Below are 25504 nucleotides of genomic sequence, written 5' to 3' on the forward strand. Positions count from 1 at the left end.
CATGTTTCACCGTTTATTGACGCTAATCCGCAAAGAGTTGCAGTCGCTGCTGCGCGAACCGCAAACCCGCGCCATTCTGGTGCTGCCGGTGCTGTTGCAGGTGCTGCTGTTCCCCTTCGCGGCCACGCTGGAAGTGACGAATGCCACCATCGCTATCTACAACGAAGACAACGGCAAACATGCGGTGGAGTTAACCCAGCGTTTTGCCCGTGCTAAAGCGTTTACCCATGTTCTGCTGCTGAAAAACCCGCAAGCGATCCGCCCGACGCTTGATACGCAACAAGCACTGTTGTTGGTGCGCTTCCCGGCGGATTTCTCGCGCAACCTGGATAGCGGCGTCACCGCGCCAATGCAGTTAATCCTCGACGGACGTAACTCCAACAGTGCGCAAATTGCGGCCAATTATCTGCAGCAAATCGTCAAAGATTACCAGCAAGAGCTGATACGCGGGCAGAAAAAGCCCAACAACAGTGAACTGGTGATACGCAACTGGTATAACCCGAACCTCGACTATAAATGGTTTGTGGTGCCGTCGCTGATTGCCATGATCACCACCATCGGCGTAATGATTGTGACATCGCTGTCGGTGGCGCGCGAACGTGAACAGGGCACACTGGATCAACTGCTGGTTTCGCCGCTGGCCACCTGGCAAATCTTTGTCGGCAAAGCCGTACCGGCGCTGATTGTCGCCACCTTTCAGGCCAGCATCGTGCTCGGCGTCGGGATTCTGGCGTATCACATCCCCTTCGCCGGTTCGCTGCTGTTGTTCTATTTCACGATGTTGATTTATGGCCTGTCGCTGGTGGGTTTCGGCCTGTTGATCTCGTCCCTCTGCGCCAACCAGCAGCAGGCGTTTATCGGTGTGTTTGTCTTTATGATGCCGGCGATCCTGCTCTCCGGTTATGTCTCGCCGGTCGAAAATATGCCTGTCTGGTTGCAGGATTTAACCTGGGTCAACCCCATCCGGCATTTTACCGACATTACCAAACAGATTTATTTGAAAGATGCCAGCTTCACGATTGTCTGGCAGAGCGTCTGGCCGCTGCTGGTGATTGCAGCGACCACGGGGTCAGTCGCGTATGCGCTGTTCAGACGGAAAATTATGTAACCCGGCGCGCATCAGCATTGGCGTTATTGCTCAGCGTTACCGATGTTCGCGGGGATTGGCTGCATTGCCGCTCTGAGGCAAACCGAACGATTTAGCGGGAAGTTTTCTCTCTTTCGTTAACAGCGAAACCACCGCCGGGCCGGCAAGGATAGCCATCCCGGCGAGAGCCAACAGAACGTTGTTTTGCAGTACGCGGGAAAGTAACCAGATGACAATCAGCGACGCGCCAAAATACCAGGTAGTCGTCAGCTCTTCCAGCACATCGCCAGCCTCACGCCAGCGTGCGTCGTGGTGGCGCTGTAAGAACAGCATCAGCAGCACGGTCACACCATACAGCACGCACAAGCCCAAGCCAACGCGCACCAGCACGCCGCTCATCCAGCCCATCACCAGCACCGCCACAATCAGCATGTGCAACATAATCTGCCAGCAACTCAGACCTGTCGCGACGCGAACGCGTTGTTGCCACTTCATGGCCACTCTCCTGAAGGATTTTTATCTGTTAGAAGAGTACTCGCATTTACGGAAAATTCCGTAACCCCGCCTTTTTTTGTGACAGGGACTACAATTTATTTCATTGAGGAGAGTGACGCTGGCAGGAGAGTTATGACCCAACAAGCGCGACATTTTTCATTGAAAGTGCTCACCATTAATACCCACAAAGGCTTTACCGCGTTTAACCGGCGCTTTATTTTGCCTGAGCTTCGCGATGCCGTGCGCACGGTCAGCGCCGATATTGTCTGCCTGCAAGAAGTGATGGGCGCGCACGAAGTGCACCCGTTGCATGTGGAGAACTGGCCGGATACGACCCATTACGAATTTCTCGCCGATACCATGTGGAGCGATTACGCTTACGGTCGCAATGCCGTCTATCCGGAAGGGCATCATGGTAACGCCGTGCTGTCGCGCTTTCCGATTGAGCATTATGAAAATCGTGATGTCTCCATCGACGGCAGCGAAAAACGCGGCATGCTCTACTGCCGTATCGTGCCGCCGGATTTCGGGCAGCCGGTGCACGTCATGTGTGTGCATCTGGGTCTGCGGGAAGCGCACCGCCAGTCGCAACTCACCATGCTGGCGGAATGGGTCAATGCCTTGCCGGAAAATGAGCCGGTCGTGGTAGCAGGTGACTTTAATGACTGGCGGCTTCGCGCCAACCATCCGCTGAAAATCCAGGCCGGGCTGGAAGAGATCTTCACCCGCGCCCATGGTCGCCCGGCGCGCACATTTCCGGTGCGCTTCCCGATGCTGCGCCTCGACAGAATCTATGTCAAAAACGCCAATGCCAGCGCACCGACGGCACTGCCGCTGCGCAACTGGCGGCATCTCTCCGATCATGCTCCCCTCAGCGCGGAGATCCATTTATGAAATGCAGCTGGCAGGAAGGAAACCGCATCCAGTTACTGGAGAATGGAGACAACTACTATCCGGCGCTGTTTGAGGCTATCGCACAGGCGCAGCAAAGGGTGATCCTCGAAACCTTTATCTGGTTTGAAGATGACGTTGGCCGGGCGTTGCAGCAGGCTTTGCTCCGCGCAGCGCGGCGCGGCATCAGCATTGAAGTGTTGCTGGATGGATATGGGTCGCCGGACTTAAGCGAACAGTTTGTCGGCGAGCTAACCTCCGCCGGAGTGGTTTTCCGCTACTACGATCCGCGCCCGCGACTATTGGGGATGCGCACAAACCTGTTTCGCCGCATGCACCGCAAAATTGTGGTAATCGATAACACGGTGGCGTTTGTTGGCGGCATTAACTATTCCGCCGAACATGTGACCAGTTATGGCCCGGAAGCGAAGCAGGATTACGCCGTACGTGTTGAAGGCCCGGTAGTGGAAGACATTTTACAGTTTGAGCTGGAAAACCTACCGGAAAACGCACCGGCAAGACGCTGGTGGCGGCGCCGTCGTCACCGCCCGGAAGAGAACCGCAAACCGGGGGAAGCGCAGGCGCTGTTTGTCTGGCGTGATAACGACGAGCACCGCGATGATATCGAACGCCACTACCTGAAAATGCTGGCCAATGCCCGGCGGGAAGTGGTGATCGCCAATGCCTACTTCTTTCCGGGTTATCGCTTGCTGCATGCCATGCGCAATGCCGCGCGGCGCGGTGTTTCGGTGAAGTTGATTGTTCAGGGCGAACCGGATATGCCGATCGTCAAGGTCGGCGCCGAACTGCTTTACAACTACCTGCTAAAAGGGGGCGTACAGGTCTATGAATACCGCCGTCGCCCGCTGCATGGCAAAGTCGCGCTAATGGACGATCACTGGGCCACGGTCGGCTCAAGCAATCTTGATCCGTTGAGTCTGTCACTGAACCTGGAGGCCAATCTGATCATTCACGATCGTGAATTTAACCAGACGTTGCGGGAGAATCTTCATACCATTATTGCCCAGGACTGCCTGCGGGTGGATGAGTCGATGGCGCCCAAACGCACCTGGTGGAATCTGGCCAAAAGTGTGGTGGTATTCCACTTTTTGCGCCACTTTCCGGCGATGGTCGGCTGGCTCCCCGCGCACACACCGAAACTGGCGCAGGTAGCGGCTCCGGTGCAACCTGAAATGGAGACCCAGGATCGGATCGAGAACTCAGAGGTGAAGCCCTGATGTCGAAATCTCATCCGCGCTGGCGGCTGGCGAAAAAAATCCTCACCGGCGTGTTCTTTATCGCCGTTGCCGTGTTGCTGGTGCTGTATGCCCGGAAAGTGAACTGGGATGATGTCTGGACGGTGATCCGTGATTACAACCGCACGGCGTTACTCAGTGCCATCGCGCTGGTGATTATCAGCTACCTGATCTACGGCTGTTATGATCTGATGGGACGCGCCTGGTGCGGGCACAAACTGGCCAAACGCCAGGTCATGCTGGTGTCGTTTATCTGTTATGCCTTCAATCTGACGCTCAGTACCTGGGTGGGCGGTATCGGCATGCGTTACCGGCTCTACTCCCGGCTTGGGCTGCCAGGCAGCACCATCACACGTATTTTCTCCTTAAGCATTACCACCAACTGGCTGGGTTACATTCTGCTCGGTGGGCTGATTTTTACCTTTGGCATAGTGCAGATCCCGGCGCACTGGTATATCGATGAGCGTACGCTGCGCATTATTGGCATCGTGTTGTTACTGGTGATTGCGTTCTATGTGTGGAGTTGCGCTTTTGCCAAACGCCGACACATGACGGTCAAAGGGCACAAACTGGTACTGCCATCGTGGCGGTTTGCCGTCTTGCAGATGGTGATTTCCAGCGCCAACTGGATGGCGATGGGCGCTATCATCTGGTTGCTGATGGGCATGCAGGCGGATTTCTTCTTTGTGCTCGGCGTGTTGCTGGTGAGCAGTATCGCCGGGGTAATTGTGCATATTCCGGCGGGTATTGGCGTGCTGGAGGCCGTTTTTATTGCGCTTCTGGCGGGTGAACATGTCTCTCAGGGGACCATTATTGCCGCCCTGCTTGCGTATCGCGTGCTTTACTACTTTCTGCCGCTGTTGCTGGCGCTGATGTGCTATTTGCTGCTGGAGAGCCGGGCAAAAGCGCTGCGCAAGAAAAATGAGCAAACCCTGGCGAAACCGTAGCGAATCAGCGGGAAGCCCCACCGCTACCGGGAGACAGAGCCGTGAGGATCTCAGCCAATAGCCTGAGGATCTCAAACAGCGCCACACTCATTCCCAGGTACACCGCCAGCGCGCCACGAATAGCGCAGCATTGTACGGTGGTAAAATTGCGGTGATACAGCTCACGGGCAGACGCGTTGATACGCGGTGTTTGATATGCTGTCGTCAGGCTGAACAGCAGCACCAGCGATAGGCTACCGATCCACAACCAGACACTGCTGTGCAGCAGAGTGTTGACCAGCGCGGAAAGGGCAAGCCCGATCAGGACCATCACAAAATAGAAGCCACCGCCACGAAGCGTTGTCCCTGTGAAACGGGTCAGCGCCGCGCTGGTGAGGAACATCCCGCCAACCACGGCAAACGCCAGCGCCAGAGAGGCCAACGTGAAGACACTGGCAAACAGCAAGCCAGTAAGCATACTCATCACGCACAAACAGCAGAACGCCAGTCGGGTACCGAAACGCGTGAAAAACAGATTAAGGATGAGACCGCACGCAAACCACAGGATCGTCAGTACGGCAATCAGCCAGCCATGTTCGGAGAATGCGCGAACCGGCATCACGTCCAACACCCACCATGCAGCGCCAAGACTCAATACCATTCCCGCCGCCAGCCACAGACACACGCACGTTATCAGCTCTGTCGGGGCGATCTGCGGCGGCTGTATCCAGCCAAAGGGTTTCATCATTATCCTCCTTGATCCCCTGCTACCTGGCAGGCAAAGAAATCCCGGCCGGAGCCGGGATTTGACTATCTGGTGGCGCTTCGCCTGTCCGGCTTTCGACAAAAGCCTTAGCGACGGTTGCCGAAAATACGCAACAGCATCAGGAACAGGTTGATAAAGTCGAGATACAGCGTCAATGCGCCGAGAATGGCGGTTTTACGCAGTTGTGAAGCATCGCTGAGGTCGATTTGCTGGCCGATGTTTTTCAGCTTTTGCGTATCATAGGCTGTCAGGCCAACAAAGATCACCACGCCGATGTAGGTCACCGCCCACATCAGGGCTTCGCTCTTCAGCCAGAAGTTGACGAGTGAGGCGAGAACAATACCAATCAGGCCCATAAACAGCATATTGCCAAAGCCGCTTAAGTCACGTTTGGTGGTGTAGCCATACAGGCTCATGGCACCAAACATCCCGGCGGTCACCACAAAGGTCGCGGCGATGGACTCCGCGGTGTAGATATAGAGAATGCTGGACAGTGTCAGGCCGGTTAACGCCGAATAGAGCATAAACAGCGAGGTGGCCACCCCGGCACTCAGCTTATGAATAAGCCCGGAGAGGACAAACACCAACGCCAGTTGCGCGATGATCAGGCCAAAAAAGGTAATCTGGCTGGAGAACACCAGCGCCATGACAGCATCGTTACCGGCAGCATACCAGGCAACGAACGCGGTCAGTAACAGACCGCAGGTCATCCAGCCGTACACCTGCGCCATATAGGTTTGCAACCCGCTGCGGGTTTGCTGGACGATAGAGTCAGAACGAGGATAACGGTCCATAGTCACTCCTGAATAATGGGCTAACGCTTAATAAGATTAACACATCCCGGTTCAATGCATTACCAACGCTTTGCCGCCTGCTTGTCGCTGTCGCGGGCTTCAACCCAGCGCTCGCCCTCCGGGGTGGCTTCGCGCTTCCAGAAAGGTGCGCGGGTTTTCAGGTAGTCCATAATAAACTGCCCGGCATCAAACGCGCTGCTGCGATGGGCACTGGCGACGCCGACAAAAACAATTTCATCGCCCGGCCATAGCTCGCCAATGCGGTGGTAGACCGTTACCCGGCCCAGCGGCCAACGGGCGCGCGCTTCACTGACAATTTCCGCCAGGGAACGTTCGGTCATCCCAGGATAGTGTTCCAGCGTCAACGCACTAACGCTGTCGCCGAGATTGTGGTTACGCACTTTGCCGGTAAAGGTGACCACCGCACCGTCCTCATCACGGGACGCCAGCCAGTTATACTCATCGCCGACATGGAAAGCGGCATGATCGACGCAAATTCGTGTTTCACTCATTTTAGCCTCCGGTCACCGGTGGGAAAAATGCCACTTCATCGCCGCTGCTCAGTGGATGATCAAAACTGACCAGCGTCTGGTTGACCGCTGCCAGTAATTTGCCCTCTTCCAGCGCCAGCGCCCAGCGTTCACCTTGCGCCGCCAGATGCTGACGCAGTGCCTCGACGGTGGGAAAGACGGTATCAGACGCCATGCTGTCACAGCCCACCAGTTCGCGCACCTGCGCGAAAAAAAGGATCTTAATCATCGCTCTCCACCCTGAAATCCCCTGACTTGCCGCCGCTTTTCGCCAGCAGGCGCACAGGGCCAATCACCATATCTTTCTGCACGGCTTTGCACATGTCGTAAATGGTCAGCGCCGCAACGGAGGCGGCGGTAAGCGCTTCCATTTCCACGCCGGTTTTCCCGGTCAGGCGGCACAGTGCTTCAATGCGTACACGGTTGTGTTCCGGCTGCGCCTGCAACTGCACTTCCACTTTGCTCAGCAGCAACGGGTGGCACAGCGGGATCAACTCCCAGGTGCGTTTCGCCGCCTGGATCCCCGCAATGCGCGCGGTCGCGAACACATCGCCTTTGTGATGGCTACCGTCGATAATCATGGCCAGTGTTTGCGGCAACATGGTGACAAATGCTTCAGCGCGGGCTTCGCGTACGGTTTCCGCTTTCGCGGAGACATCGACCATATGCGCTTCGCCATCGGCATTAATATGGGTCAGTTGTGACATAACTTATTTCTTAATATGGGGATGGAAATTACAAGGACGTGTACGCGCATCCAACTGCGGCGCAATGATGTTTTCCCATGCGGTACGACAGGCTTTGGTCGACCCGGGCATGGCAAAAATAAGCGTCTTATTGGCAATGCCCGCCACCGCACGGGACTGCAGTGTTGCAGTGCCAATCTCCTCAAAGGAGAGCATACGGAAGACTTCGCCGAACCCCTGGATTTCACGGTCAAACAGCGGCAGCAACGCTTCCGGTGCCTGATCGCCGTCGGTGAAGCCCGTACCGCCAGTGATCAATACCACCTGCACGTCGTCGCGCGCGATCCACGCGGAAACCTGCGCGCGAATGGCATAACGGTTCTCTTTGACTATCGCCTTATCCACTATTTGGTGACCAGCGTCGTGCGCGGCGTCGCGCAGCCAGTGGCCGGAGGTATCATCCTCTTCGCCGCGACGGTCAGAAACCGTCAGAATAGCCAATTTCACTGGAATAAACTCAGCGCTGACCTGACTCATCTCATTCTCCTTGCGGCGATTACCCGCCAATATATGAAAGGTTTTGCGTAATGCCTGTATTGCCCTGGTGCAGGAAGTGCGTCTGCTTTTTGTGCGTCAGTGCGGAGGCAATACGCTGTTCCAGCATTGCTTGCTGGGCATCGTCTTGTAACAGGTCGCGTAAATTCACGCCGCCATCGCCAAACAGGCATAAGTGCAGCTTGCCGGTAGACGACACACGCAGGCGATTGCAACTGGCGCAGAAGTCTTTTTCATAAGGCATGATAAGGCCGATTTCACCGGCGTAATCCGGGTGGCAAAACACCTGCGCCGGGCCGTCGCTACGCTGGCGCAATTGATGGATCCAACCGCGTTGCAGCAGTTGATCGCGCAGCACCATGCCAGAGATATGGTGGTTGCGAAACAGTTCGCTGCCCTCTCCGGTCTCCATCAGTTCAATAAAGCGTAGCTGGACAGGACGCGATTTGATCCACGCCAGAAAGGTGTCGAGTTGGTGATGGTTAACGTCGCGCATCAGTACCGTGTTGACTTTGACTTTGGCAAAGCCTGCGGCGAAGGCGGCGTCGATACCGGCCATCACCTGCTGAAACTTATCCTGACCGGTAATGGCATGAAACTGGCGGGCATCGAGACTGTCGAGGCTGACGTTAATGGCAGTGAGCCCGGCATCGCGCCACAGAGCGACATCACGGGCAAGCCGGTAACCGTTGGTGGTGACGGCAATCTGGCGGATAGCGCTGTTTTCACGCACCGCGGCGATAATATCGGGGAAATCGCGTCGCAGCGACGGCTCTCCGCCAGTCAGGCGCACCTTTTCCGTGCCCATGGCGCTGAAGGCGCGTGTGACCCGACGAATCTCATCAACGCCGAGAAAGCCGTTGTTGTTGATGCCGCCCGGCTTGTAACCGTCCGGCAGACAGTAGGTGCAACGAAAATTGCACACATCAGTGATCGACAAACGCAAGTAATAGAACTTACGCGCGAACGCATCGGTAAGTTGTGAAGTCATTTACACCTTTCCAAGTACGGGAGATGCAGTCATTTCTTCCTGCACCCTGGCGACGTGAACCGTTGCGGGCTCCGTCACGGCCAGTGCCCCGTATCTTTCGACTTAGGCGCAAAGGCTTGAGTGTATATTTTGTTAGTCACGCTAACATTGCTTATGGCGATAGTAGCGCGATAGTCACGCTTTCGCTATCACGATAATCGCTATATAAAGCCATATATAGCGACATGATCGTGCATTTCCAATACAGAGTACGTGAAAATCGCGTTTTTGCCTTGATATGTGTCATTTTCCACTCTGCGCGGCATCGTCTTTTGGTGGTATTTGCGCTAACGTATCGGGATAATTCTTCATAAGGAATCACTATGCGTAATCGCACACTTGCAGACCTGGATCGTGTTGTCGCGCTGGGCGGCGGGCATGGTCTCGGGCGTGTGATGTCTTCGCTCTCTTCGCTGGGCTCGCGCCTTACCGGTATTGTCACCACCACGGATAACGGCGGATCAACCGGGCGTATTCGACGCTCTGAAGGCGGGATCGCGTGGGGTGATATGCGCAACTGTCTGAACCAGTTAATCACCGAACCGAGCGTGGCGTCGGCCATGTTTGAGTATCGTTTTAGCGGTAATGGTGAACTTTCCGGGCATAACCTCGGAAATTTGATGTTAAAGGCGCTGGACCACCTGAGCGTGCGGCCTCTGGAAGCCATCAATTTAATTCGCAATTTATTAAAGGTGGACGCGTTTTTAATTCCGATGTCGGAACAGCCTGTCGATTTAATGGCTACCGACAGCGAAGGACATCATGTTTATGGCGAAGTGAATATCGATCAATTGCACGCGCCAATTCAGGAATTAATGCTGTTTCCAAACGTGCATGCCACTCGCGAAGCGGTGCAGGCCATTGCCGAAGCGGATTTAATTTTAATCGGCCCAGGCAGTTTTTATACCAGTTTGCTGCCGTTGCTACTGCTGGAGGATTTGTCGCAAGCATTGCGCCGCACGCCAGCGCCAGTGGTCTATATTGCGAACCTGGGTAAAGAGTTAAGCCCGGCGGCTGCCAGCCTGAAATTGAGCGATAAACTGGCCATTATGGAGCAGTATGTCGGCAGAAAAATTATTGATGCCGCTATTGTTGGGCCGAAAGTGGATGTCAGCAACGTCAGCGATCGCCTGATCATTCAGGACATACTGGAAGCCAGCGATATTCCCTATCGCCACGATCGTCATCTACTGCGCGCCGCGCTGGAAAAAGCGGTGCAGCAACTCGGCTAACCCCCTGGCAGGTTAATTTTGCGACCTGCCGATACCTTTCTTAATTTCTTAAGGTTGTCTTAAAAAAAAACGGTCATCCTTGTGTCACATTCTTTGCAGGATCCAGGTAAGCTATGTTTCACTTTCGTCGGCCGACCTTAAGCCGCCTCACGTTTATTATCCTCTTTGCGCTCTATATCGCACTGGCCCTGAATGTCGTTTTTTATCATCAGGTTTTCACCCTGCTACCGGTTAACTCATTACGTAACTGGCTGGTGTTTCTTTCCATGCCCTTGGTGGCATTCAGCGTGATTAATATTGTGCTGTCACTGGCGTCATTTGTCTTCCTCGATCGCCTGATCATTACCCTGTTTGTATTGGTCAGCGCTGCCGCGCAATATTTTATTTCAACATTCGGCATCATTATTGACCGCTCGATGATCACCAATATTCTCGACACCACACCAGCGGAAAGTTTCGCGCTGCTGTCGACAAAAATGGTGCTGACGTTGTTATCAACCGCCGTACTGGCGATTATCATTGCCTGGTGGATAAAAATTAAGCCCGCACGTTCCGCCCTGCGCAGTATCACATTGCGCATTATCAGCGTGGTCATTTCTGCGTTGATCATCGTGCTGGTGGCGTTGCTGTTTTATAAAGATTACGCCTCGCTGTTTCGTAATAATAAAGAGCTGGTGAAATCACTGAGTCCGTCAAACTCCATTGCTGCATCCCTGTCATGGTATTCCCATAACCAAACCGCCAATTTACCGCTGGTGAAAATAGGCGAAGATGCACGTCAGCGTCCGGAAATGCAAAACGGCCCGCGGAAAAACCTCACTATTCTGGTGCTGGGGGAAACCTCCCGTGCGGCGAACTTCTCTCTGGGCGGTTACGAGCGAGAAACTAACCCGCTGTTAAAAGAGGACAATGTCGCCTATTTCCCGAATACCGCCTCGTGCGGAACAGCGACGGCAATTTCCGTACCTTGCATGTTTTCCGGTATGGGGCGCGCCCATTACGACGACCAGCTTGCCGCGCATCAGGAAGGGTTGCTGGATATTATTCAGCGCGCCGGGATTAAGGTGCTGTGGAATGAAAACGACGGTGGTTGCAAAGGCGCATGTACGCGGGTGCCGACCCAGGATATGACACAATTAAACCTGTCAGACCTTTGCATTGAAGGGGAGTGCCAGGATGAGATCTTATTCCGCGGTCTTGCAGACTATATTGATGCCTTGCAGGGCGACGGGATAATCGTATTGCACACCATTGGTAGCCATGGGCCGACCTATTACAACCGCTACCCGAAGCAGTTCCGTAAATTTACGCCGACCTGCGACACCAATGAAATTCAGACCTGCTCACAGCAGCAACTGGTCAATACTTACGATAATACTATTCTGTACGTCGACTATATTGTTGATAAAGCGATTAAATTGCTGCAATCAAAACAGGAAAAATTTACCACCAGCCTGGTATATCTCTCCGACCACGGGGAATCACTGGGTGAAAATGGCGTTTATTTGCATGGTTTGCCGTATTCCATTGCACCGGAAACACAAAAACATGTGCCGATGCTGATCTGGCTGTCTGATGACTATCAACAGCGTTACGGCATAAATAGTCAGTGTCTGCAAAAAAATGCACGGGAGCGGGAAGTCTCGCAAGATAATCTCTTCCCAACCCTGTTGGGTATACTGGGCGTCAGCACGAAGGAGTACCATGCCCAGGACGATCTGTTAACGTCATGCCGGGAGCAGGCTAAATGAAAATTCTGGTAATTGAAGACGATGCCCTGCTGTTGCAGGGGTTGATCCTGGCCATGCAGAGTGAAGGATACGCCTGCGATGGCGTCTCTACTGCGCATGAAGCCACGCTGTGTCTGGCTAACGGGCATTACAGTCTCATCGTGCTCGATTTAGGGCTACCGGATGAAGACGGTTTACATTTGCTCACCCGGCTGCGTCGGGAAAAGTTCACCCAGCCGGTACTGATCCTGACCGCACGCGATACGCTGGAGGATCGTGTTACCGGGCTGGATACCGGTGCGGACGATTATCTGGTCAAACCCTTCGCCCTTGATGAGCTGAATGCCCGCATCCGTGCGCTGCTGCGCCGTCGCCATAATGAGGGTGACAACGAAATCACGCACGGCAACCTGACGCTGAACGTCACCCGCCGCCAGGCATGGCGGGACGGCCAGTTGCTGGACTTAACACCGAAAGAGTACGCTCTGCTGTCGCGTCTGATGCTAAAAGCCGACAGCCCGGTGCACAGAGAAATCCTCTACAACGATATCTACAACTGGGATAACGAACCCTCGACCAATACGCTGGAAGTCCATATTCATAACCTGCGGGATAAAATTGGGAAGTCCCGGATCCGCACCGTCAGAGGGTTTGGTTATATGCTGGTGCAGGCCGGGGACCGGGACTGAGTTATGGCGATCTTCGATTTCAGGCGCTGGAGCATGCGCCGCCGGTTGTTGCTAACCATTGGCGGTATTCTGGTGTTTTGCCAGTTAATCAGCGTCTTCTGGCTGTGGCATGAAAGCGAGGAGCAGATCCAGTTGCTGGTGCAAAGCGCCATGCATAACCACAACAATCACAAACAGGTTGAACATGAAGTACGTGAAGCGGTCGCCAGCCTGTTGGTGCCCAGTCTGCTGATTGTCGGCCTGGCGTTGCTGATCTGCATGCAGGCGGTCAAAAACATCACCAGCCCGTTATCGGAGCTCCAGCAGGAGCTGAATAAACGCACCCCGGATAATCTGCAACCCATTACGCTCAATAACAGCGTCAGTGAAGTGGAAGCCGTGACTTCATCGATCAACGAGCTGGTCTCTCGTCTGACGCTGACGCTGGAACGGGAACGTCTGTTTACCGCCGATGTCGCTCATGAATTGCGCACCCCGCTGGCCGGGTTACGACTGCATCTCGAGCTGATGGCAAAAACCAGTGGCATCCCTGTCGACCCGCTGGTGCAACGCCTTGACCAGATGACCGAGAACATTGCGCAACTGCTGCAACTGGCACGAGTCGGGCAATCTTTTTCAGCGGGTAGTTATCAGCAGGTGATGCTGCTGGAAGACGTCGTGCTGCCTATTCAAAGCGAACTGGAAACAATGCTTGCCGGGCGGCAGCAGAAATTAGCGTTACCTGATAATGCGCAAACCATTCCGGTTTCCGGAGATGCGACCCTGTTGCGGGTGCTGGTGAGAAACCTGGTGGAAAATGCGCACCGCTACAGTCCTGCTGGCTCGACTATCTCTATCCACATTGAGCGCGCGGCAACGCCGGTGCTGGCCGTTGAGGATGAAGGTCCGGGGATAGACGAGAGTCGCAGCGGCGAGCTAAGCAAAGCCTTTGTGCGTATGGATAGCCGCTACGGCGGCACAGGGCTGGGGCTGAGCATCGTGTCACGCATCGCGCAACTGCATGAGGCTCAGTTCTTTTTGCACAACCGAAAAACAGCGTCCGGCGTGCGGGCCTGGGTTAAATTTCGCCCGGCAGCCCGCGGAGTATGATCAATACGTCAGCACCCACAGGTGGCTGAAACCAATAATTAACGCCAGAGCAAAAGCGACGGCGAAAAACTCACGAAGATTCATTTGTTGCATCACACTCTCCTCCAGTAAAGCGGAAGCTAGTGTGTCAGCGCAGTATTAAGTCAACATTAAGGCGAGTCTGCCGGTTCGCCTTAATGTGTGACGGAGTGCAAATTATGACGCGGCAATAAACAGATCCCGCAGTTGGTGTAACTGATCGCGCACTTTTGCCGCTTCCTCGAACTCGAGATTTTGCGCGTGCTGCATCATCTGCCCTTCCAGCTCGTGGATTTTCTGCTGTAGCGCTTTCGGCGTCAGCGCCAGTTCGGCTGCTTCCACCTGAGCAGGGGTTCTGGATTTTCCACGCCCTTTCGCCCGGGTTTTCGCCAGCCCTTCGCCCAGCGCCAGAATATCCACCACTTTCTTGTTAAGGCCCTGTGGCGTAATGCCGTGCTCTTCGTTGTAGCGCTGTTGTTTCTCGCGGCGGCGTTCGGTTTCCCCTATCGCCTTCGCCATCGACGGCGTGATTTTATCGCCGTACAGAATCGCCTTGCCGTTAATGTTACGCGCCGCGCGCCCGATGGTCTGAATAAGCGAGCGTTCAGAACGCAGGAAACCCTCTTTGTCAGCATCCAGGATCGCCACCAGCGACACTTCCGGCATATCCAGCCCCTCACGCAGCAAGTTGATGCCGACCAGCACATCAAACTCGCCCAGACGCAGGTCGCGGATAATCTCCATACGCTCGACAGTATCAATATCGGAGTGCAGATAGCGCACCTTCTCGCCGTGTTCTTCAAGGTATTCGGTGAGATCTTCCGCCATCCGTTTGGTCAGGGTCGTGACCAGCACGCGTTCGTTAATCGCCGAGCGTTTACGAATTTCCGACAGCAAATCGTCAACCTGCGTCGCTACTGGCCGCACTTCAATCACCGGATCAAGCAGACCGGTTGGGCGCACCACCTGGTCAATCACTTCGTTACCCGATTTTTCCAGCTCGTAGTTGCCCGGCGTTGCGGAAACATAAATTGACTGCGGCGCAAGCGCTTCAAACTCTTCGAACTTCAACGGACGGTTATCCAGCGCAGAAGGCAGGCGGAAACCATACTCTACCAGCGTCTCCTTACGTGCTCTGTCGCCACGGTACATACCGCCGATTTGCGGAATGGTAACGTGGGACTCATCGATGACCAGTAACCCGTCGGCTGGCAGGTAGTCAAACAATGTCGGCGGCGGTTCGCCCGGTCCGCGACCGGAGAGAAAGCGGGAGTAGTTTTCAATCCCGGAGCAGTAACCTAGCTCGTTCATCATCTCCAAATCGAACTGCGTGCGCTGGCTGAGTCGCTGCTCTTCCAGAAGTTTATTGTTCGCCAGTAGCGACTTGCGCCGCTCGGCGAGCTCCACTTTGATCTCTTCCATCGCCTGCACGATGCGCTCACGCGGCGTCACGTAGTGCGTCTTCGGGTAGATGGTAAAACGCTGCACCGTCGATTCCACATGTCCGGTGAGCGGGTCAAACAGCGACAGACGCTCGACCTCTTCATCAAACAACTCCACGCGCAGGGCGAGATCGTCCGATTCTGCGGGGAAAATATCGATCACCTCGCCGCGAACGCGAAACGTACCGCGCTGGAAAGCCTGATCGTTACGGGTGTACTGCAGCTCCGCCAGGCGACGCAGAATCGAACGCTGATCGATAATCATCCCCTTGGTCAAATGCAGCATCATTTTCAGGTACAAATCCGGGTCGCCCAGACCGTAAATCGCCGATACCGATGCCACCACAATCACATCACGTCGCTCCAGCAGCGCTTTGGTTGCCGACAAGCGCATCTGCTCGATATGTTCGTTAACCGAGGCGTCTTTTTCGATAAACGTGTCCGAGCTGGGAACATAGGCTTCCGGCTGATAGTAGTCGTAGTAGGAGACGAAATACTCCACGGCATTGTCCGGAAAAAACTCCTTCATCTCACCATATAGCTGCGCGGCCAGCGTCTTGTTGGGTGCCAGCACCATAGTGGGACGTTGCAAATCGGCAATGACGTTGGCGACGGTGAACGTCTTTCCTGAACCCGTTACCCCAAGCAACGTTTGGTGCGCGAGACCGTCTTCCAGGCCTTCCTTGAGGCGACGGATAGCTTCAGGCTGATCGCCGGAAGGGCGAAAAGCGGAATTCAGTTTGAACGGTTTACTCATGGACGGCTACCTGATGAAGGAGTGAGCGAGCAGGTAACATATTTTACTCACCCTGGTTACTTTTGCCAACTCATAATACTGGATGAAAAAACAGTAGCGGATTACTCAATTTGTTCTACCCGGGGTTAGGACACAGGTTCGCGCCTGAAATTTCTTCGTCAGCAAGATAAAACACCAAACCTTTCCGGTTATCCCCAGAATTTTTTCTCTTTTAACAATTGTCAAGCCAGTCGGTGAAAGTTTTGTGGCACCCAGTGACACTTTTCTTACAGGCATTGATTTTACATAACCAATTGATATTAAAAAAGAATAACAAAAAGCCGTGTTTCGCACCAATTCAGGCGCAAGCCGCGTCCCTTCTCGCTTGCCGTGCGTTTTCTAACTCTAATACACAAGGTTATCCACAGGAATAGTGGATAACTGCCGCCAGGCCGGATAGTCCGCCCCCCGCCAAATTCCCATTCCGTCCCAGGTCGGGGAGATTAAAAAATTTTTATCACTTCTTTTTGATTATTATCAGCTAACGAAGCGCGAGATCCGCATGAGATCCTTCTCACACTTCGTAGCTTTGCTGCACCACCATTCGTCACTACAAGCACTGGCAAAGTGCAGGATTTTTCCCTGCTATCTCCCTTTCCGGCATTTTAAATACCAGTGAGATCGGTCGTATCCGAAAAAAAAGCCTTTTTTACGTTCTGGCAAGCCTTTTGCACTATCCCTGTGTCACCAGATCCGGAAGAAGGAGCGGACCATGTTGAGCTTACGCGCAGTGAACCAGTATTACGGTAACCAGCATACCTTATGGAATATCGACCTTGATTTAACCCCCGGCGCCTGCACATCCGTCATCGGGCTGCCGGGAATGGGCAAAACCACGCTGATAAACTGCATTACCGGCTATTTACCCGTTGAGAGCGGCAGCATGATTTGGCAGGAAGCTGGCGCGCCGCCGCGAGACCTGCTGAATGTGCGGGCTGAACATCGCTGCGCTATGGGAATGGGTTATGTGCCGCAAGACCGGCGAATATTTTCGCAACTGACCGTTGAGGAGAACCTGCATATTGCCATGATGGCCGGAGGTGCAGCACGCAATGCGGTGAGTCAGGATATCTACGATCTCTTCCCGGAACTGTACACGCTGCGTAAGACCCGGGGCGCGGGGTTGTCGGAAGATAATCAGCAGCAACTGGCAATGGCGCGAGCGCTGGTGACGCACCCGCGGTTATTAATCCTTGATGAGCCAACGCGCGGTCTGGGCCAGGCATTTGTGCATAAACTGGGCAATTTGATCGTCCGGCTTAACCAGGACTTCGGCATCACTATTTTACTGGCTGAGCAACAACTTGCCTTTATCCGCCGGGTCGCAGATCGCTTCTGTCTGCTCCACCGGGGACGTAGCGTTGCCGAAGGGGAAGTTAAGCAACTGGACGATCGGATGTTGTCACACTGGATGACACCGGATTCAGCACGCTGAGATCAAGATAATGACCCGTTCTCTCTTTTTCCGGCGCGTGGGCAAACCAGGGGATTTCGCCAATCAGCGGAGCCTGCATCACGCGCCGAAGCGTCGCCAGATATTCAGAATGGCGTTTACCCGGTTTCACCACACCATTCGCAATCCAGCCTGCCAGCGTTAAACCCGCCTGCCGTATTGCCTGCGCTGTCAGCATCGCATGATTGATGCAGCCCAGTTTGACCCCGACCACAAGGATCACCGGCAATTGCTCCTGCACGACCCAGTCGGCAAAGGTCAGCGTCTCGGACAATGGCGTGAACCAACCGCCTGCGCCTTCCACCAGCAGCCATTCCGCCTGCTCAGAGAGCGTGCGTAACCCGGCAGACATGACCTTTGCCTCAATCGGCTCACTCACATCCGCGCTGACAATATGCGGCGATGTCGGCTCGGCAAAGGTGTAGGGATTAACGCTGTGGTAATCCAGCGGCAGACTACTGTGCAACTGCAGTGCCAGCGCATCGCTATTACGCAGTCCTTCCGCGGTCATTTCGCTGCCGGACGCTACCGGCTTGTAACCAGCGCTGCGTAAACCACGCAGATTCGCCGCCTGCAACAGCGCGCAACTGGCTACCGTTTTCCCCACTTCCGTGTCTGTTCCGGTGACAAAATACCGTTCACTCACGCGTGATCACTCCCCAAAAAAGATGGTACGTCAGAGGACATTTCCCCTGCTGTTGCGGCCAGGCCAGTTGTAAACGTTGCAGTTTGCTGCGCGTCAGCCCCTGCTGCCTGCCCGCATGTAAATGTGTAGCGCCAATGCCTTTTAACGAACGCAACGCCTGTGTGGCATCCTCAAAACAGAGAGTGATGCGCTCCACGCCGCTGCGCAACCGCCAGCCCTGTAATGCCTGATGGATCGCGGGTAAGGGTAAAAAACGGTTTGCGTGTTGATGGTGATCAACCGCGCGCCAGGCCACATTCAGCTCTGGCAATGAATCCTCCACCAGCGTGGTAAAGGCCACCTGTCCGCCAGGGCGCGTGACGCGGTACAGTTCGCCAATCGCCTGTTGCAAGTCATCACACCACTGCACCGCCAGGTTGCTCCACACCAGTGAAAAAGAGGCATCCTCAAAGGGCAATGCTTCGATATCCCCGGCCACATAATGCTGCGCACTGTGCTGGCGACGGGCTTCATCCAGCATCGCTGGCGAGAGATCCAACGCGGTAACCTCGCTGCCCTGCCCACGCCAGTAACGGCTCATCCCGCCGGGGCCACAACCGGCATCCAGCACAGGCAATGGCGCGATATTCTCCAGTTGCGCAAGCAGTACATCCGCACTCAAACGTTGTAGTTCATCGTGCTGACAATAGCTCTGCGCCGCCCGGCCAAAAGCGGCGGCGATAGCCTGTTTATTCACAGCCATCCAGCGCCTCCAGCAAGCGATCAATATCTTCAGCCTGATGCGCCGCCGTCAGAGTTAAACGCAGACGTGCCGTCCCCGGTGGTACCGTGGGTGGGCGGATCGCCGTCACCCAGCATCCCCGCTGCCGCAAACGCTCAGCCAGGCGTAATGCCCGCGCGTTTTCGCCGACGATCAGCGGCTGAATCGCGCTCTGCGAGTCGGTCACAGTCATGCCCAACTGCGCTGCGCCGTGGCGAAAGCGGGCTATCAGCGCGGACAGGTGTTGTCGACGGTTATCCCCCTCCGGACTGCGGATCACCTGCAATGCGGCGCTTAGTGCCATCGCCTGAGCAGGCGGCATCGAGGTGCTGTAAATGAGATGGCGGGCAAATTGCAGCAAATAATCGGCAACGCTATCGCTACAGAGCACAGCCGCGCCGCTCACACCAAACCCTTTACCGAAGGTGACGATCAGGATCTCTGGCTGAATGCCATGAACATGGCAACTGCCTCTCCCCTGTTCCCCAACAACGCCTGTTCCGTGCGCATCATCCACCATCAGCCACGCATGGGCGTGCCGGGCAGCAGCAGCGAGAGTGCAAAGCGGCGCGGTGTCGCCATCCATACTGAAAATGCCTTCGGTAACCACCAGTTGTTGCCCGGCAATCGGTTTTGCCAGCAACGCCGCCAGGTGATCGCCATCGTTATGAGTAAAGCGCCGGAGCTGCGCCGGGCTGTGGCTGGCGGCTTCCAGCAACGAGGCGTGGCTCAGTTTGTCCGCGACGATACGATCGTCTTTGCCGGTCAGCGCCGCAATCACCGCCTGATTGGCAGAAAAACCAGAGATAAACAGCAGTGCACGCGCGTAGCCGAGCCAGTCCGCCAGTTCGCTTTCCAGCGCCTGATGCGCCACGGTATGACCACTGACATGGCCTGAGCCGCCACTGCCTACGCCATAGCGTTCGGCCCCCTGCTGCCAGGCATGAACCACCCATGGATGCTGGCTTAAGCCAAGGTAATCATTGCTGGAAAAGTTACAAAAGCGCTGTTCACCGACCGTCAACCAGCGGCCGGCTCCCTGAGCAACAGGATACCGTGTGCGTAGGGCATCTGCCGCGCGGCGTTCAGCTAGCGCGACATCAATGCGTTGTTGCCAGGTCATACGGCAGCCGCGTTGTAGTACTGGTCGGTATCCGCGTGCAGGAGCTGCGCTTCAAGCTGCTGTTGCTGTTCGTTATCGCCGTTGCGTACTTCAGTTTGCTGCGGGTTCATCCCCAGTTTGCGGAACAGTTGCAAATCTTTGTCTTCTTCAGGGTTTGGCGTGGTCAGCAGTTTGCAGCCGTAGAACACAGAGTTCGCCCCGGCCATAAAACACATCGCCTGGGTTTGTTCATTCATCTGCTCGCGACCGGCGGAGAGACGGACGTACGAAGTCGGCATCATGATCCGGGCCACGGCAATGGTACGGATAAAGTCGAACGCATCGACATCCTCATTGTCCGCCAGCGGTGTACCTTTGACTTTCACCAGCATATTGATCGGCACGCTTTCCGGCGGTGTCGGCAGGTTAGCCAGTTGCAGTAACAACCCGGCACGATCGTTCACCGTTTCCCCTAAGCCGACAATGCCACCGGAGCAGACTTTGATCCCGGCATCACGGACCTTATCCAGTGTGTCGAGACGCTCCTGATACGTACGAGTGGTGATGATATTGCCGTAAAATTCCGGTGAGGTATCGAGGTTGTGGTTGTAATAATCCAGTCCGGCACGGGCAAGACGCTGCGCCTGGCTTTCATTCAACGTACCGAGCGTCATACAGGCTTCCAGCCCCATGGCTTTCACCCCTTCAACCATCTGCTCCAGATAGGGCATATCCCGATCATGCGGGTTTTTCCACGCTGCCCCCATACAGAAACGGGTGGATCCGGCCAGTTTCGCCTTACGGGCGGACTCCAGCACCTGCTCCACTTCCATCAGGCGTTCGGACTCCAGCCCGGTTTTGTAACGGGCGCTTTGCGGGCAGTATTTACAATCTTCCGGGCAGGCGCCGGTTTTGATCGACAGTAACGTACTGACCTGAACCTGGCGCGGGTCGAAATGTTGGCGGTGAACCTGCTGCGCTTCAAACAGCAATTCCAGCAAGGGCTTTTCGAACAAAGCGGTGACTTGCGACAAAGTCCAGCGTGCGTGGTGAGCCATCGGGCATCTCCAAAAGGTGTTGTTAAATCGTTATTCGGTGTAGACTCGTAAACCTAAAACTTTTTAATTTGGTTTACAAGTCGATTATGACAGCGGACGATTTAGCATTTGACCAGCGCCATATCTGGCACCCTTATACCTCGATGACCTCCCCGCTTCCGGTTTACCCGGTGCGCTCTGCGCAGGGTTGCGAGCTGACGCTCGACAGCGGAGAACGCCTGGTGGACGGTATGTCGTCATGGTGGGCAGCCATCCACGGTTACGGTCATCCGGCGCTGAACGCCGCCATGAAAGCACAAATCGACACCCTGTCGCACGTGATGTTCGGCGGTATTACGCATGCTCCCGCCGTCTCGTTGTGCCGTAAGCTGGTGGCGATGACCCCGGATGCGCTGGAGTGTGTTTTTCTGGCGGATTCCGGTTCGGTCGCTGTTGAAGTGGCGATGAAAATGGCGCTGCAATACTGGCAGGCAAAAGGCGAAGCGCGGCAGCGTTTTCTCACCTTCCGCAACGGCTATCACGGCGATACCTTCGGGGCGATGTCGGTGTGCGATCCGGATAACTCCATGCACAGTTTGTGGAAAGGCTATCTGCCGGACAACTTATTCGCCCCGGCACCGCAAAGCCGCTTTGATGGCGAGTGGGATGAGCGGGATATGGTGGCTTTCGCCCGTTTGATGGCGGCGCACCGCCACGAGATCGCCGCGGTTATCCTGGAGCCGATTGTGCAAGGGGCTGGCGGCATGCGTATGTACCATCCTGAGTGGCTTAAACGCATCCGTAAAATGTGCGACCGGGAAGGCATTTTGTTGATTGCCGATGAGATAGCCACCGGCTTTGGCCGCACCGGCAAGCTGTTTGCCTGTGAGCATGCGGGCATCTCGCCGGACATTCTGTGCCTCGGTAAAGCGCTGACTGGCGGCACGATGACACTCTCCGCCACGCTAACGACCCGCAACGTCGCAGAAACCATCAGCAACGGCGAAGCAGGCTGCTTTATGCACGGGCCAACATTTATGGGCAACCCGCTGGCCTGTGCGGCGGCAACGGCCAGTCTGGAAATACTGGAAAGCGGCGCATGGCGGGATCAGGTGGCGGCCATCGAAGCGCAGTTAACCGCAGAGCTTGCGCCCGCGCGCGACGCTGAAAATGTGGTGGATGTGCGTGTGCTGGGCGCGATTGGCGTAGTAGAAACCCGCGCACCGGTAAATATGGCCTTACTCCAGCGTTTCTTTGTGCAACAAGGTGTGTGGATCCGCCCCTTTGGCCGCCTGATTTACGTAATGCCGCCATACCTCATTTCGCCGGAGCAACTCTCGCGCTTAACCCGGGCCGTTAACGCCGCTGTCGCACGTAACGACCTGTTCGTCTGAGGCATTTCACCCTACAGTAGCGGGGATACACTACACTTCCCGTTACTGTATCGCGAACGAAAGGAGCGCATATGAAACTACTCAGCCACGACTTACGCGATGGAGAAAAACTTCCGCATCGCCATGTGTTTAACGGTATGGGCTATGACGGTGACAATATCTCCCCGCATCTGACGTGGGATGATGTTCCCGCGGGCACCAAAAGTTTTGTGGTGACCTGTTATGATCCGGATGCCCCAACCGGATCGGGCTGGTGGCACTGGATCGTGGCGAATCTCCCTGCGGATACCCGTGTTCTGCCGCAGGGTGCGGGATCAGGCCTTGCCGCACTACCGGATGGCGCTGTGCAGACGCGCACCGATTTCGGTAAAGCCGGCTACGGCGGCGCTGCACCGCCAAAAGGGGAAACCCACCGCTATATCTTCACCGTTCATGCCCTGGATGTCGCGCATCTGGATGTCGACGAAAACGCCAGCGGTGCAATGGTTGGCTTTAACGTGCATTTCCACACCTTGTCCAGCGCCACCATCACCGCCCTTTTTAGCTAAAAAACACGGGTTTTGAAGCCGATTGTGCAAATCGGCTTCCCGTTTCGCTCAACTTAGTATAAAAAAGCAGGCTTTGACGTAACCTTTTCAACTTTGCATAGTCTGGAGCACCCCTTGAACACATCATCGGTTTCCCGTCTGGCGCTGGCGCTCGCTTTTGGCGTGACACTGACCGCCTGTAGCTCAACCCCGCCGGCAGAACGCCCTTCTGAACAAACTGCGCCTGGTACTTCAGCGCGGCCGATCCTCAGCGCAGGCGAAGCGAAAAACTTCGTGGCGGAGCGCTATTTCACCGCGATGACGCAAAATGGCGAGTCATGGAAACCCTTCGCCATTCGCCTGCCGCAAAAACCGGACTTCGTTGTCGGACCGGCGGGTACGCCCGGCGTGACCCACAACAGCATTCAGGCTGCCGTTGATGCGGCAATTAACAAACACTCCAGCGATCGTCAGTACATCGCCGTGATGCCTGGCGACTACCCAGGTACGGTGTTTGTCCCTGCGGCGTCCGGCAGCGTGACCATTTACGGTACCGGTGAAAAAGCGCTGGATGTGAAAATTGGCCAGGCCATCGATTCCGAAATGGATCCGAATAGCTGGCGTCGTCTGGTTAACCCATCAGGCAAATATATGCCGGGCAAACCGGCGTGGTACATGTTCGATAACTGCCAGAGTAAACGCAGCGCAACCGTCGGTGTGATGTGCTCTGCGGTCTTCTGGTCACAGAACAATGGCCTGCAACTGCAAAACCTGACCATCCAGAACACCCTTGGCGACAGCGTTGATGCAGGCAACCACCAGGCGGTGGCGCTGCGCAGCGATGGCGACAAGGTGCAGATCAACAACGTGAATATTCTGGGTCGCCAGAACACCTTCTTTGTGACCAACAGCAGCGTGGATAACACCCTGCGTACCGATCGTCAGACCCGTACGCTGGTGACCAACAGCTACCTCGAAGGGGATGTGGATATCGTGGCCGGTCGCGGCGCAGTGGTGTTTGATAACACCGATTTCCGCGTTGTGAACTCACGGACTCAGCAGGAAGGCTACGTATTTGCTCCGGCAACGCAGTCGAACCTGTATTACGGTTTCCTTGCTGTCAACAGCCGCTTTAACGCAGCCGGTAATGGTGTTGCGCAGCTGGGCCGTTCACTGGATGTGGACAGCAACACCAATGGCCAGGTGGTGATCCGCGACAGCGTGATCAACGAAGGCTTTAACGTGGCGAAACCGTGGGCGGATGCCAGCGTGTCTGGTCGCGCTTACGCGGGCAATACCGGTACGGTCGACGATAAAGGCAACGTGCAGCGCGAGCTGAACAACCCGCAGTTCAACCGTATGTGGGAGTTCAACAACCGCGGCGTGGGCAGCAAAGTGGTCGCGGTGCCGAAGAAGTAATGCGTCGCTGATGATAAAAAACCTCGCCATGGCGAGGTTTTTTTATGTCTGATATACAGACTCAGTACGCGTTTACCACCACCCACATCGGCCCCTGGCCAACAGCATAGCGGCTTTTCTCGGTCAGCAAACCCTGCTCACCGGTGATTTCATACAGTGCAATATGGTGTGACTTCTGCCCGGCGGCAATAAGGAACTTACCACTGTTGTCGATGTTAAAGCCGCGTGGCTGGGTTTCCGTCGGCTGGAAGCCCTCAATCGCCAGTACGCTACCGTCTTCAGACACGCTGAAAACGGTTAACAGGCTGGACGTCCGATCGCAGGTATACAGGTGGCGACCATCCGGGGTGATATGAATATCCGCCGCCCAGCGGGTGTCGGAGAAATCAGCCGGCATCATATCCAGTGTCTGCACGCATTCGATATTGCCGTGCGCATCACTCAGTTGCCACACATCCACCGAGCTGTTCAGTTCATTCACGCAATAGGCGTAACGTTGATTCGGATGGAAAGCCATATGACGCGGACCTGCGCCTTCCACGGTGGTGACTTCCGCCGGTTCCTGCGCCGTCAGATTGCCATCCTCGCCCAGCGTAAACAGGCAGATGCGATCCTGTTTCAGCGCCGGAACCCACAAGGTGCGGTTATCCGGGGAGATATTCGCGGAATGACAGCCTTCCAGCCCTTCCACCACGTCCACGGTTTGCGTCGGAATGCCGTCGTCCAGGCGAGTCACGCTCACACAACCGGCATTATAGGAGCCGCTAAACAGGAAACGCCCGCTGCGATCGGTAGAAATATGCGTCGGGCTACCCGGCAGCGGCGCTTCAGCAGCGAATGTCAGCGCGCCGTTTTCCGGTGCGATGCGATAAGCAATAACGCGAAACTCCGGGCGCACGCCCACGTAGAGGTAACGCTTGTCCGGGCTGACGACCATCGGCTGTACCTGGCCGGGAACATCGACCACCTGGACAAGCGTCAAAGCGCCTTCAGGATCCAAACGCCAGACGTGGATCTGCTGGCTTTCCGGGCTGGCGGTATAAACGGTTTGTTTCATGAATACTCCTTTCCTCTCGAACTTTTTCTGCGTTAAGTAACCAGGATAGCCGTTTTTGCGCGTTGATGCTGAAAAGCGCCGGGAGATTTTGCGCATC

Annotated in this window: 26 protein-coding genes and 1 riboswitch; of the genes, 12 read left to right on the top strand and 14 right to left on the bottom strand. The window is 55.4% G+C overall.

Annotated elements, in window-relative coordinates:
- Position 1: 1 nt before the first annotated feature.
- Positions 2 to 1108, top strand: a complete 1107-nt coding sequence (locus GA0061071_RS08905) for an ABC transporter permease (protein WP_061494545.1) — start codon at positions 2 to 4, stop codon at positions 1106 to 1108.
- Positions 1109 to 1144: 36 nt separating this feature from the next.
- Here GA0061071_RS08905 and GA0061071_RS08910 read toward each other — a convergent pair whose 3' ends face one another.
- The gene (locus GA0061071_RS08910) at positions 1145 to 1582 is read right to left on the bottom strand and encodes a YbhQ family protein (RefSeq protein ID WP_061494544.1); all 438 of its coding nucleotides are present in this window, start codon (positions 1580 to 1582) and stop codon (positions 1145 to 1147) included.
- Positions 1583 to 1714: 132 nt separating this feature from the next.
- Between GA0061071_RS08910 and GA0061071_RS08915 the strand changes: the two genes are divergently transcribed.
- The 3 genes from GA0061071_RS08915 to GA0061071_RS08925 are packed head-to-tail and all read left to right on the top strand — an operon-like array spanning position 1715 to position 4676.
- Complete coding sequence (locus GA0061071_RS08915) at positions 1715 to 2476, top strand: endonuclease/exonuclease/phosphatase family protein (RefSeq protein WP_061494543.1); 762 nt, start codon at positions 1715 to 1717, stop codon at positions 2474 to 2476.
- Positions 2473 to 3711, top strand: a complete 1239-nt coding sequence (gene clsB / locus GA0061071_RS08920; protein WP_061494542.1) for a cardiolipin synthase ClsB — start codon at positions 2473 to 2475, stop codon at positions 3709 to 3711. The genes GA0061071_RS08915 and clsB overlap by 4 nt, the downstream gene beginning before the upstream one ends.
- Positions 3711 to 4676, top strand: coding sequence for a lysylphosphatidylglycerol synthase domain-containing protein (locus tag GA0061071_RS08925; RefSeq protein WP_061494541.1), 966 nt, complete (start codon positions 3711 to 3713; stop codon positions 4674 to 4676). Before clsB ends, GA0061071_RS08925 begins: the two co-directional genes overlap by 1 nt.
- 4 nt (positions 4677 to 4680) lie before the next feature.
- On the opposite strand, the gene GA0061071_RS08930 is transcribed toward GA0061071_RS08925, so the two are convergent.
- From GA0061071_RS08930 to moaA, 7 genes are all read right to left on the bottom strand, one after another.
- The gene (locus GA0061071_RS08930; protein ID WP_245191413.1) at positions 4681 to 5403 is read right to left on the bottom strand and encodes a Bax inhibitor-1 family protein; all 723 of its coding nucleotides are present in this window, start codon (positions 5401 to 5403) and stop codon (positions 4681 to 4683) included.
- Positions 5404 to 5507: 104 nt separating this feature from the next.
- Entirely contained in the window at positions 5508 to 6215 is a 708-nt protein-coding gene (locus tag GA0061071_RS08935; RefSeq protein ID WP_061494539.1) for a Bax inhibitor-1/YccA family protein, read from the bottom strand.
- Positions 6216 to 6274: 59 nt separating this feature from the next.
- The gene (moaE, locus tag GA0061071_RS08940) at positions 6275 to 6727 is read right to left on the bottom strand and encodes a molybdopterin synthase catalytic subunit MoaE (RefSeq protein WP_061494538.1); all 453 of its coding nucleotides are present in this window, start codon (positions 6725 to 6727) and stop codon (positions 6275 to 6277) included.
- A 1-nt stretch (position 6728) separates the two neighbouring features.
- Positions 6729 to 6974: a molybdopterin synthase sulfur carrier subunit gene (moaD, locus tag GA0061071_RS08945; RefSeq protein ID WP_061494537.1), complete on the bottom strand. Its 246-nt coding sequence runs from the start codon at positions 6972 to 6974 to the stop codon at positions 6729 to 6731.
- On the bottom strand, positions 6967 to 7452 hold the full coding sequence (gene moaC, locus GA0061071_RS08950; protein WP_061494536.1) for a cyclic pyranopterin monophosphate synthase MoaC: 486 nt from the start codon (positions 7450 to 7452) through the stop codon (positions 6967 to 6969). Before moaC ends, moaD begins: the two co-directional genes overlap by 8 nt.
- 3 nt (positions 7453 to 7455) lie before the next feature.
- Complete coding sequence (moaB, locus tag GA0061071_RS08955) at positions 7456 to 7968, bottom strand: molybdenum cofactor biosynthesis protein B (RefSeq protein ID WP_088237126.1); 513 nt, start codon at positions 7966 to 7968, stop codon at positions 7456 to 7458.
- 19 nt (positions 7969 to 7987) lie between these two features.
- Positions 7988 to 8977, bottom strand: a complete 990-nt coding sequence (gene moaA, locus GA0061071_RS08960; protein WP_061494534.1) for a GTP 3',8-cyclase MoaA — start codon at positions 8975 to 8977, stop codon at positions 7988 to 7990.
- Positions 8965 to 9112, bottom strand: a riboswitch (molybdenum cofactor riboswitch). Its footprint overlaps the gene before it by 13 nt.
- Positions 9113 to 9339: 227 nt before the next feature.
- On the opposite strand from moaA, the gene yvcK reads away from it, so the two are divergent.
- The 4 genes from yvcK to pmrB all read left to right on the top strand — a co-directional run bounded on the left by yvcK (position 9340) and on the right by pmrB (position 13756).
- Positions 9340 to 10248 carry a uridine diphosphate-N-acetylglucosamine-binding protein YvcK gene (gene yvcK / locus GA0061071_RS08965; RefSeq protein WP_061494533.1) on the top strand — a complete coding sequence of 303 codons (909 nt, stop codon included), beginning with the start codon at positions 9340 to 9342 and terminating at the stop codon, positions 10246 to 10248.
- A gap of 113 nt (positions 10249 to 10361) precedes the next feature.
- A complete protein-coding gene (gene eptA / locus GA0061071_RS08970; RefSeq protein WP_061494532.1) occupies positions 10362 to 11999 on the top strand; it encodes a phosphoethanolamine transferase EptA in 1638 nt (545 codons plus the stop codon).
- Positions 11996 to 12667: a two-component system response regulator PmrA gene (gene pmrA, locus GA0061071_RS08975; protein ID WP_061494531.1), complete on the top strand. Its 672-nt coding sequence runs from the start codon at positions 11996 to 11998 to the stop codon at positions 12665 to 12667. The genes eptA and pmrA overlap by 4 nt, the downstream gene beginning before the upstream one ends.
- Before the next feature lie 3 nt (positions 12668 to 12670).
- The gene (gene pmrB, locus GA0061071_RS08980) at positions 12671 to 13756 is read left to right on the top strand and encodes a two-component system sensor histidine kinase PmrB (protein ID WP_088237125.1); all 1086 of its coding nucleotides are present in this window, start codon (positions 12671 to 12673) and stop codon (positions 13754 to 13756) included.
- Positions 13757 to 13951: 195 nt separating this feature from the next.
- Here the strand turns inward: pmrB and uvrB are convergent, their stop codons facing one another.
- Positions 13952 to 15973, bottom strand: a complete 2022-nt coding sequence (gene uvrB, locus GA0061071_RS08985; RefSeq protein WP_061494529.1) for an excinuclease ABC subunit UvrB — start codon at positions 15971 to 15973, stop codon at positions 13952 to 13954.
- A gap of 751 nt (positions 15974 to 16724) precedes the next feature.
- Here uvrB and GA0061071_RS08990 point away from each other — a divergent pair.
- On the top strand, positions 16725 to 17447 hold the full coding sequence (locus GA0061071_RS08990) for an ABC transporter ATP-binding protein (RefSeq protein WP_061494528.1): 723 nt from the start codon (positions 16725 to 16727) through the stop codon (positions 17445 to 17447).
- On the opposite strand, the gene bioD is transcribed toward GA0061071_RS08990, so the two are convergent.
- From bioD to bioB, 4 genes are read right to left on the bottom strand one after another with little or no spacing between them, the layout of a single operon-like run.
- Positions 17389 to 18111, bottom strand: coding sequence for a dethiobiotin synthase (gene bioD, locus GA0061071_RS08995; RefSeq protein WP_088237124.1), 723 nt, complete (start codon positions 18109 to 18111; stop codon positions 17389 to 17391). The two genes, GA0061071_RS08990 and bioD, sit on opposite strands and share 59 nt — an antisense overlap.
- On the bottom strand, positions 18104 to 18853 hold the full coding sequence (gene bioC / locus GA0061071_RS09000) for a malonyl-ACP O-methyltransferase BioC (protein ID WP_061494526.1): 750 nt from the start codon (positions 18851 to 18853) through the stop codon (positions 18104 to 18106). The genes bioD and bioC overlap by 8 nt, the downstream gene beginning before the upstream one ends.
- Positions 18840 to 19994 carry an 8-amino-7-oxononanoate synthase gene (gene bioF / locus GA0061071_RS09005; protein ID WP_061494525.1) on the bottom strand — a complete coding sequence of 385 codons (1155 nt, stop codon included), beginning with the start codon at positions 19992 to 19994 and terminating at the stop codon, positions 18840 to 18842. Before bioF ends, bioC begins: the two co-directional genes overlap by 14 nt.
- On the bottom strand, positions 19991 to 21031 hold the full coding sequence (gene bioB, locus GA0061071_RS09010; protein ID WP_061494524.1) for a biotin synthase BioB: 1041 nt from the start codon (positions 21029 to 21031) through the stop codon (positions 19991 to 19993). Before bioB ends, bioF begins: the two co-directional genes overlap by 4 nt.
- Positions 21032 to 21117: 86 nt before the next feature.
- Here bioB and bioA point away from each other — a divergent pair, with 86 nt between their 5' ends.
- The 3 genes from bioA to GA0061071_RS09025 all read left to right on the top strand — a co-directional run bounded on the left by bioA (position 21118) and on the right by GA0061071_RS09025 (position 24350).
- Positions 21118 to 22404: an adenosylmethionine--8-amino-7-oxononanoate transaminase gene (gene bioA / locus GA0061071_RS09015; protein ID WP_167352637.1), complete on the top strand. Its 1287-nt coding sequence runs from the start codon at positions 21118 to 21120 to the stop codon at positions 22402 to 22404.
- Between the two features lie 71 nt (positions 22405 to 22475).
- Complete coding sequence (locus tag GA0061071_RS09020; RefSeq protein ID WP_061494522.1) at positions 22476 to 22952, top strand: kinase inhibitor; 477 nt, start codon at positions 22476 to 22478, stop codon at positions 22950 to 22952.
- A gap of 114 nt (positions 22953 to 23066) precedes the next feature.
- Positions 23067 to 24350, top strand: coding sequence for a putative acyl-CoA thioester hydrolase (locus tag GA0061071_RS09025; protein ID WP_088237122.1), 1284 nt, complete (start codon positions 23067 to 23069; stop codon positions 24348 to 24350).
- Between the two features lie 61 nt (positions 24351 to 24411).
- On the opposite strand, the gene pgl is transcribed toward GA0061071_RS09025, so the two are convergent.
- Complete coding sequence (gene pgl / locus GA0061071_RS09030) at positions 24412 to 25407, bottom strand: 6-phosphogluconolactonase (protein ID WP_088237121.1); 996 nt, start codon at positions 25405 to 25407, stop codon at positions 24412 to 24414.
- Between the last annotated feature and the right edge of the window lie 97 nt (positions 25408 to 25504).

The organism is Kosakonia oryzendophytica (assembly GCF_900094925.1).
GTDB lineage: Bacteria > Pseudomonadota > Gammaproteobacteria > Enterobacterales > Enterobacteriaceae > Kosakonia > Kosakonia oryzendophytica.

Excerpts from the sequence above, each read along its gene's own strand:
- GA0061071_RS08905 (WP_061494545.1), top strand. The coding sequence starts at position 2 with ATGTTTCACCGTTTATTGACGCTAATCCGCAAAGAGTTGCAGTCGCTG.
- GA0061071_RS08910 (WP_061494544.1), bottom strand. The coding sequence starts at position 1,582 with ATGAAGTGGCAACAACGCGTTCGCGTCGCGACAGGTCTGAGTTGCTGG.
- GA0061071_RS08915 (WP_061494543.1), top strand. The coding sequence starts at position 1,715 with ATGACCCAACAAGCGCGACATTTTTCATTGAAAGTGCTCACCATTAAT.
- clsB (WP_061494542.1), top strand. The coding sequence starts at position 2,473 with ATGAAATGCAGCTGGCAGGAAGGAAACCGCATCCAGTTACTGGAGAAT.
- GA0061071_RS08925 (WP_061494541.1), top strand. The coding sequence starts at position 3,711 with ATGTCGAAATCTCATCCGCGCTGGCGGCTGGCGAAAAAAATCCTCACC.
- GA0061071_RS08930 (WP_245191413.1), bottom strand. The coding sequence starts at position 5,403 with ATGATGAAACCCTTTGGCTGGATACAGCCGCCGCAGATCGCCCCGACA.
- GA0061071_RS08935 (WP_061494539.1), bottom strand. The coding sequence starts at position 6,215 with ATGGACCGTTATCCTCGTTCTGACTCTATCGTCCAGCAAACCCGCAGC.
- moaE (WP_061494538.1), bottom strand. The coding sequence starts at position 6,727 with ATGAGTGAAACACGAATTTGCGTCGATCATGCCGCTTTCCATGTCGGC.
- moaD (WP_061494537.1), bottom strand. The coding sequence starts at position 6,974 with ATGATTAAGATCCTTTTTTTCGCGCAGGTGCGCGAACTGGTGGGCTGT.
- moaC (WP_061494536.1), bottom strand. The coding sequence starts at position 7,452 with ATGTCACAACTGACCCATATTAATGCCGATGGCGAAGCGCATATGGTC.
- moaB (WP_088237126.1), bottom strand. The coding sequence starts at position 7,968 with ATGAGTCAGGTCAGCGCTGAGTTTATTCCAGTGAAATTGGCTATTCTG.
- moaA (WP_061494534.1), bottom strand. The coding sequence starts at position 8,977 with ATGACTTCACAACTTACCGATGCGTTCGCGCGTAAGTTCTATTACTTG.
- yvcK (WP_061494533.1), top strand. The coding sequence starts at position 9,340 with ATGCGTAATCGCACACTTGCAGACCTGGATCGTGTTGTCGCGCTGGGC.
- eptA (WP_061494532.1), top strand. The coding sequence starts at position 10,362 with ATGTTTCACTTTCGTCGGCCGACCTTAAGCCGCCTCACGTTTATTATC.
- pmrA (WP_061494531.1), top strand. The coding sequence starts at position 11,996 with ATGAAAATTCTGGTAATTGAAGACGATGCCCTGCTGTTGCAGGGGTTG.
- pmrB (WP_088237125.1), top strand. The coding sequence starts at position 12,671 with ATGGCGATCTTCGATTTCAGGCGCTGGAGCATGCGCCGCCGGTTGTTG.
- uvrB (WP_061494529.1), bottom strand. The coding sequence starts at position 15,973 with ATGAGTAAACCGTTCAAACTGAATTCCGCTTTTCGCCCTTCCGGCGAT.
- GA0061071_RS08990 (WP_061494528.1), top strand. The coding sequence starts at position 16,725 with ATGTTGAGCTTACGCGCAGTGAACCAGTATTACGGTAACCAGCATACC.
- bioC (WP_061494526.1), bottom strand. The coding sequence starts at position 18,853 with ATGGCTGTGAATAAACAGGCTATCGCCGCCGCTTTTGGCCGGGCGGCG.
- bioF (WP_061494525.1), bottom strand. The coding sequence starts at position 19,994 with ATGACCTGGCAACAACGCATTGATGTCGCGCTAGCTGAACGCCGCGCG.
- bioB (WP_061494524.1), bottom strand. The coding sequence starts at position 21,031 with ATGGCTCACCACGCACGCTGGACTTTGTCGCAAGTCACCGCTTTGTTC.
- bioA (WP_167352637.1), top strand. The coding sequence starts at position 21,118 with ATGACAGCGGACGATTTAGCATTTGACCAGCGCCATATCTGGCACCCT.
- GA0061071_RS09020 (WP_061494522.1), top strand. The coding sequence starts at position 22,476 with ATGAAACTACTCAGCCACGACTTACGCGATGGAGAAAAACTTCCGCAT.
- pgl (WP_088237121.1), bottom strand. The coding sequence starts at position 25,407 with ATGAAACAAACCGTTTATACCGCCAGCCCGGAAAGCCAGCAGATCCAC.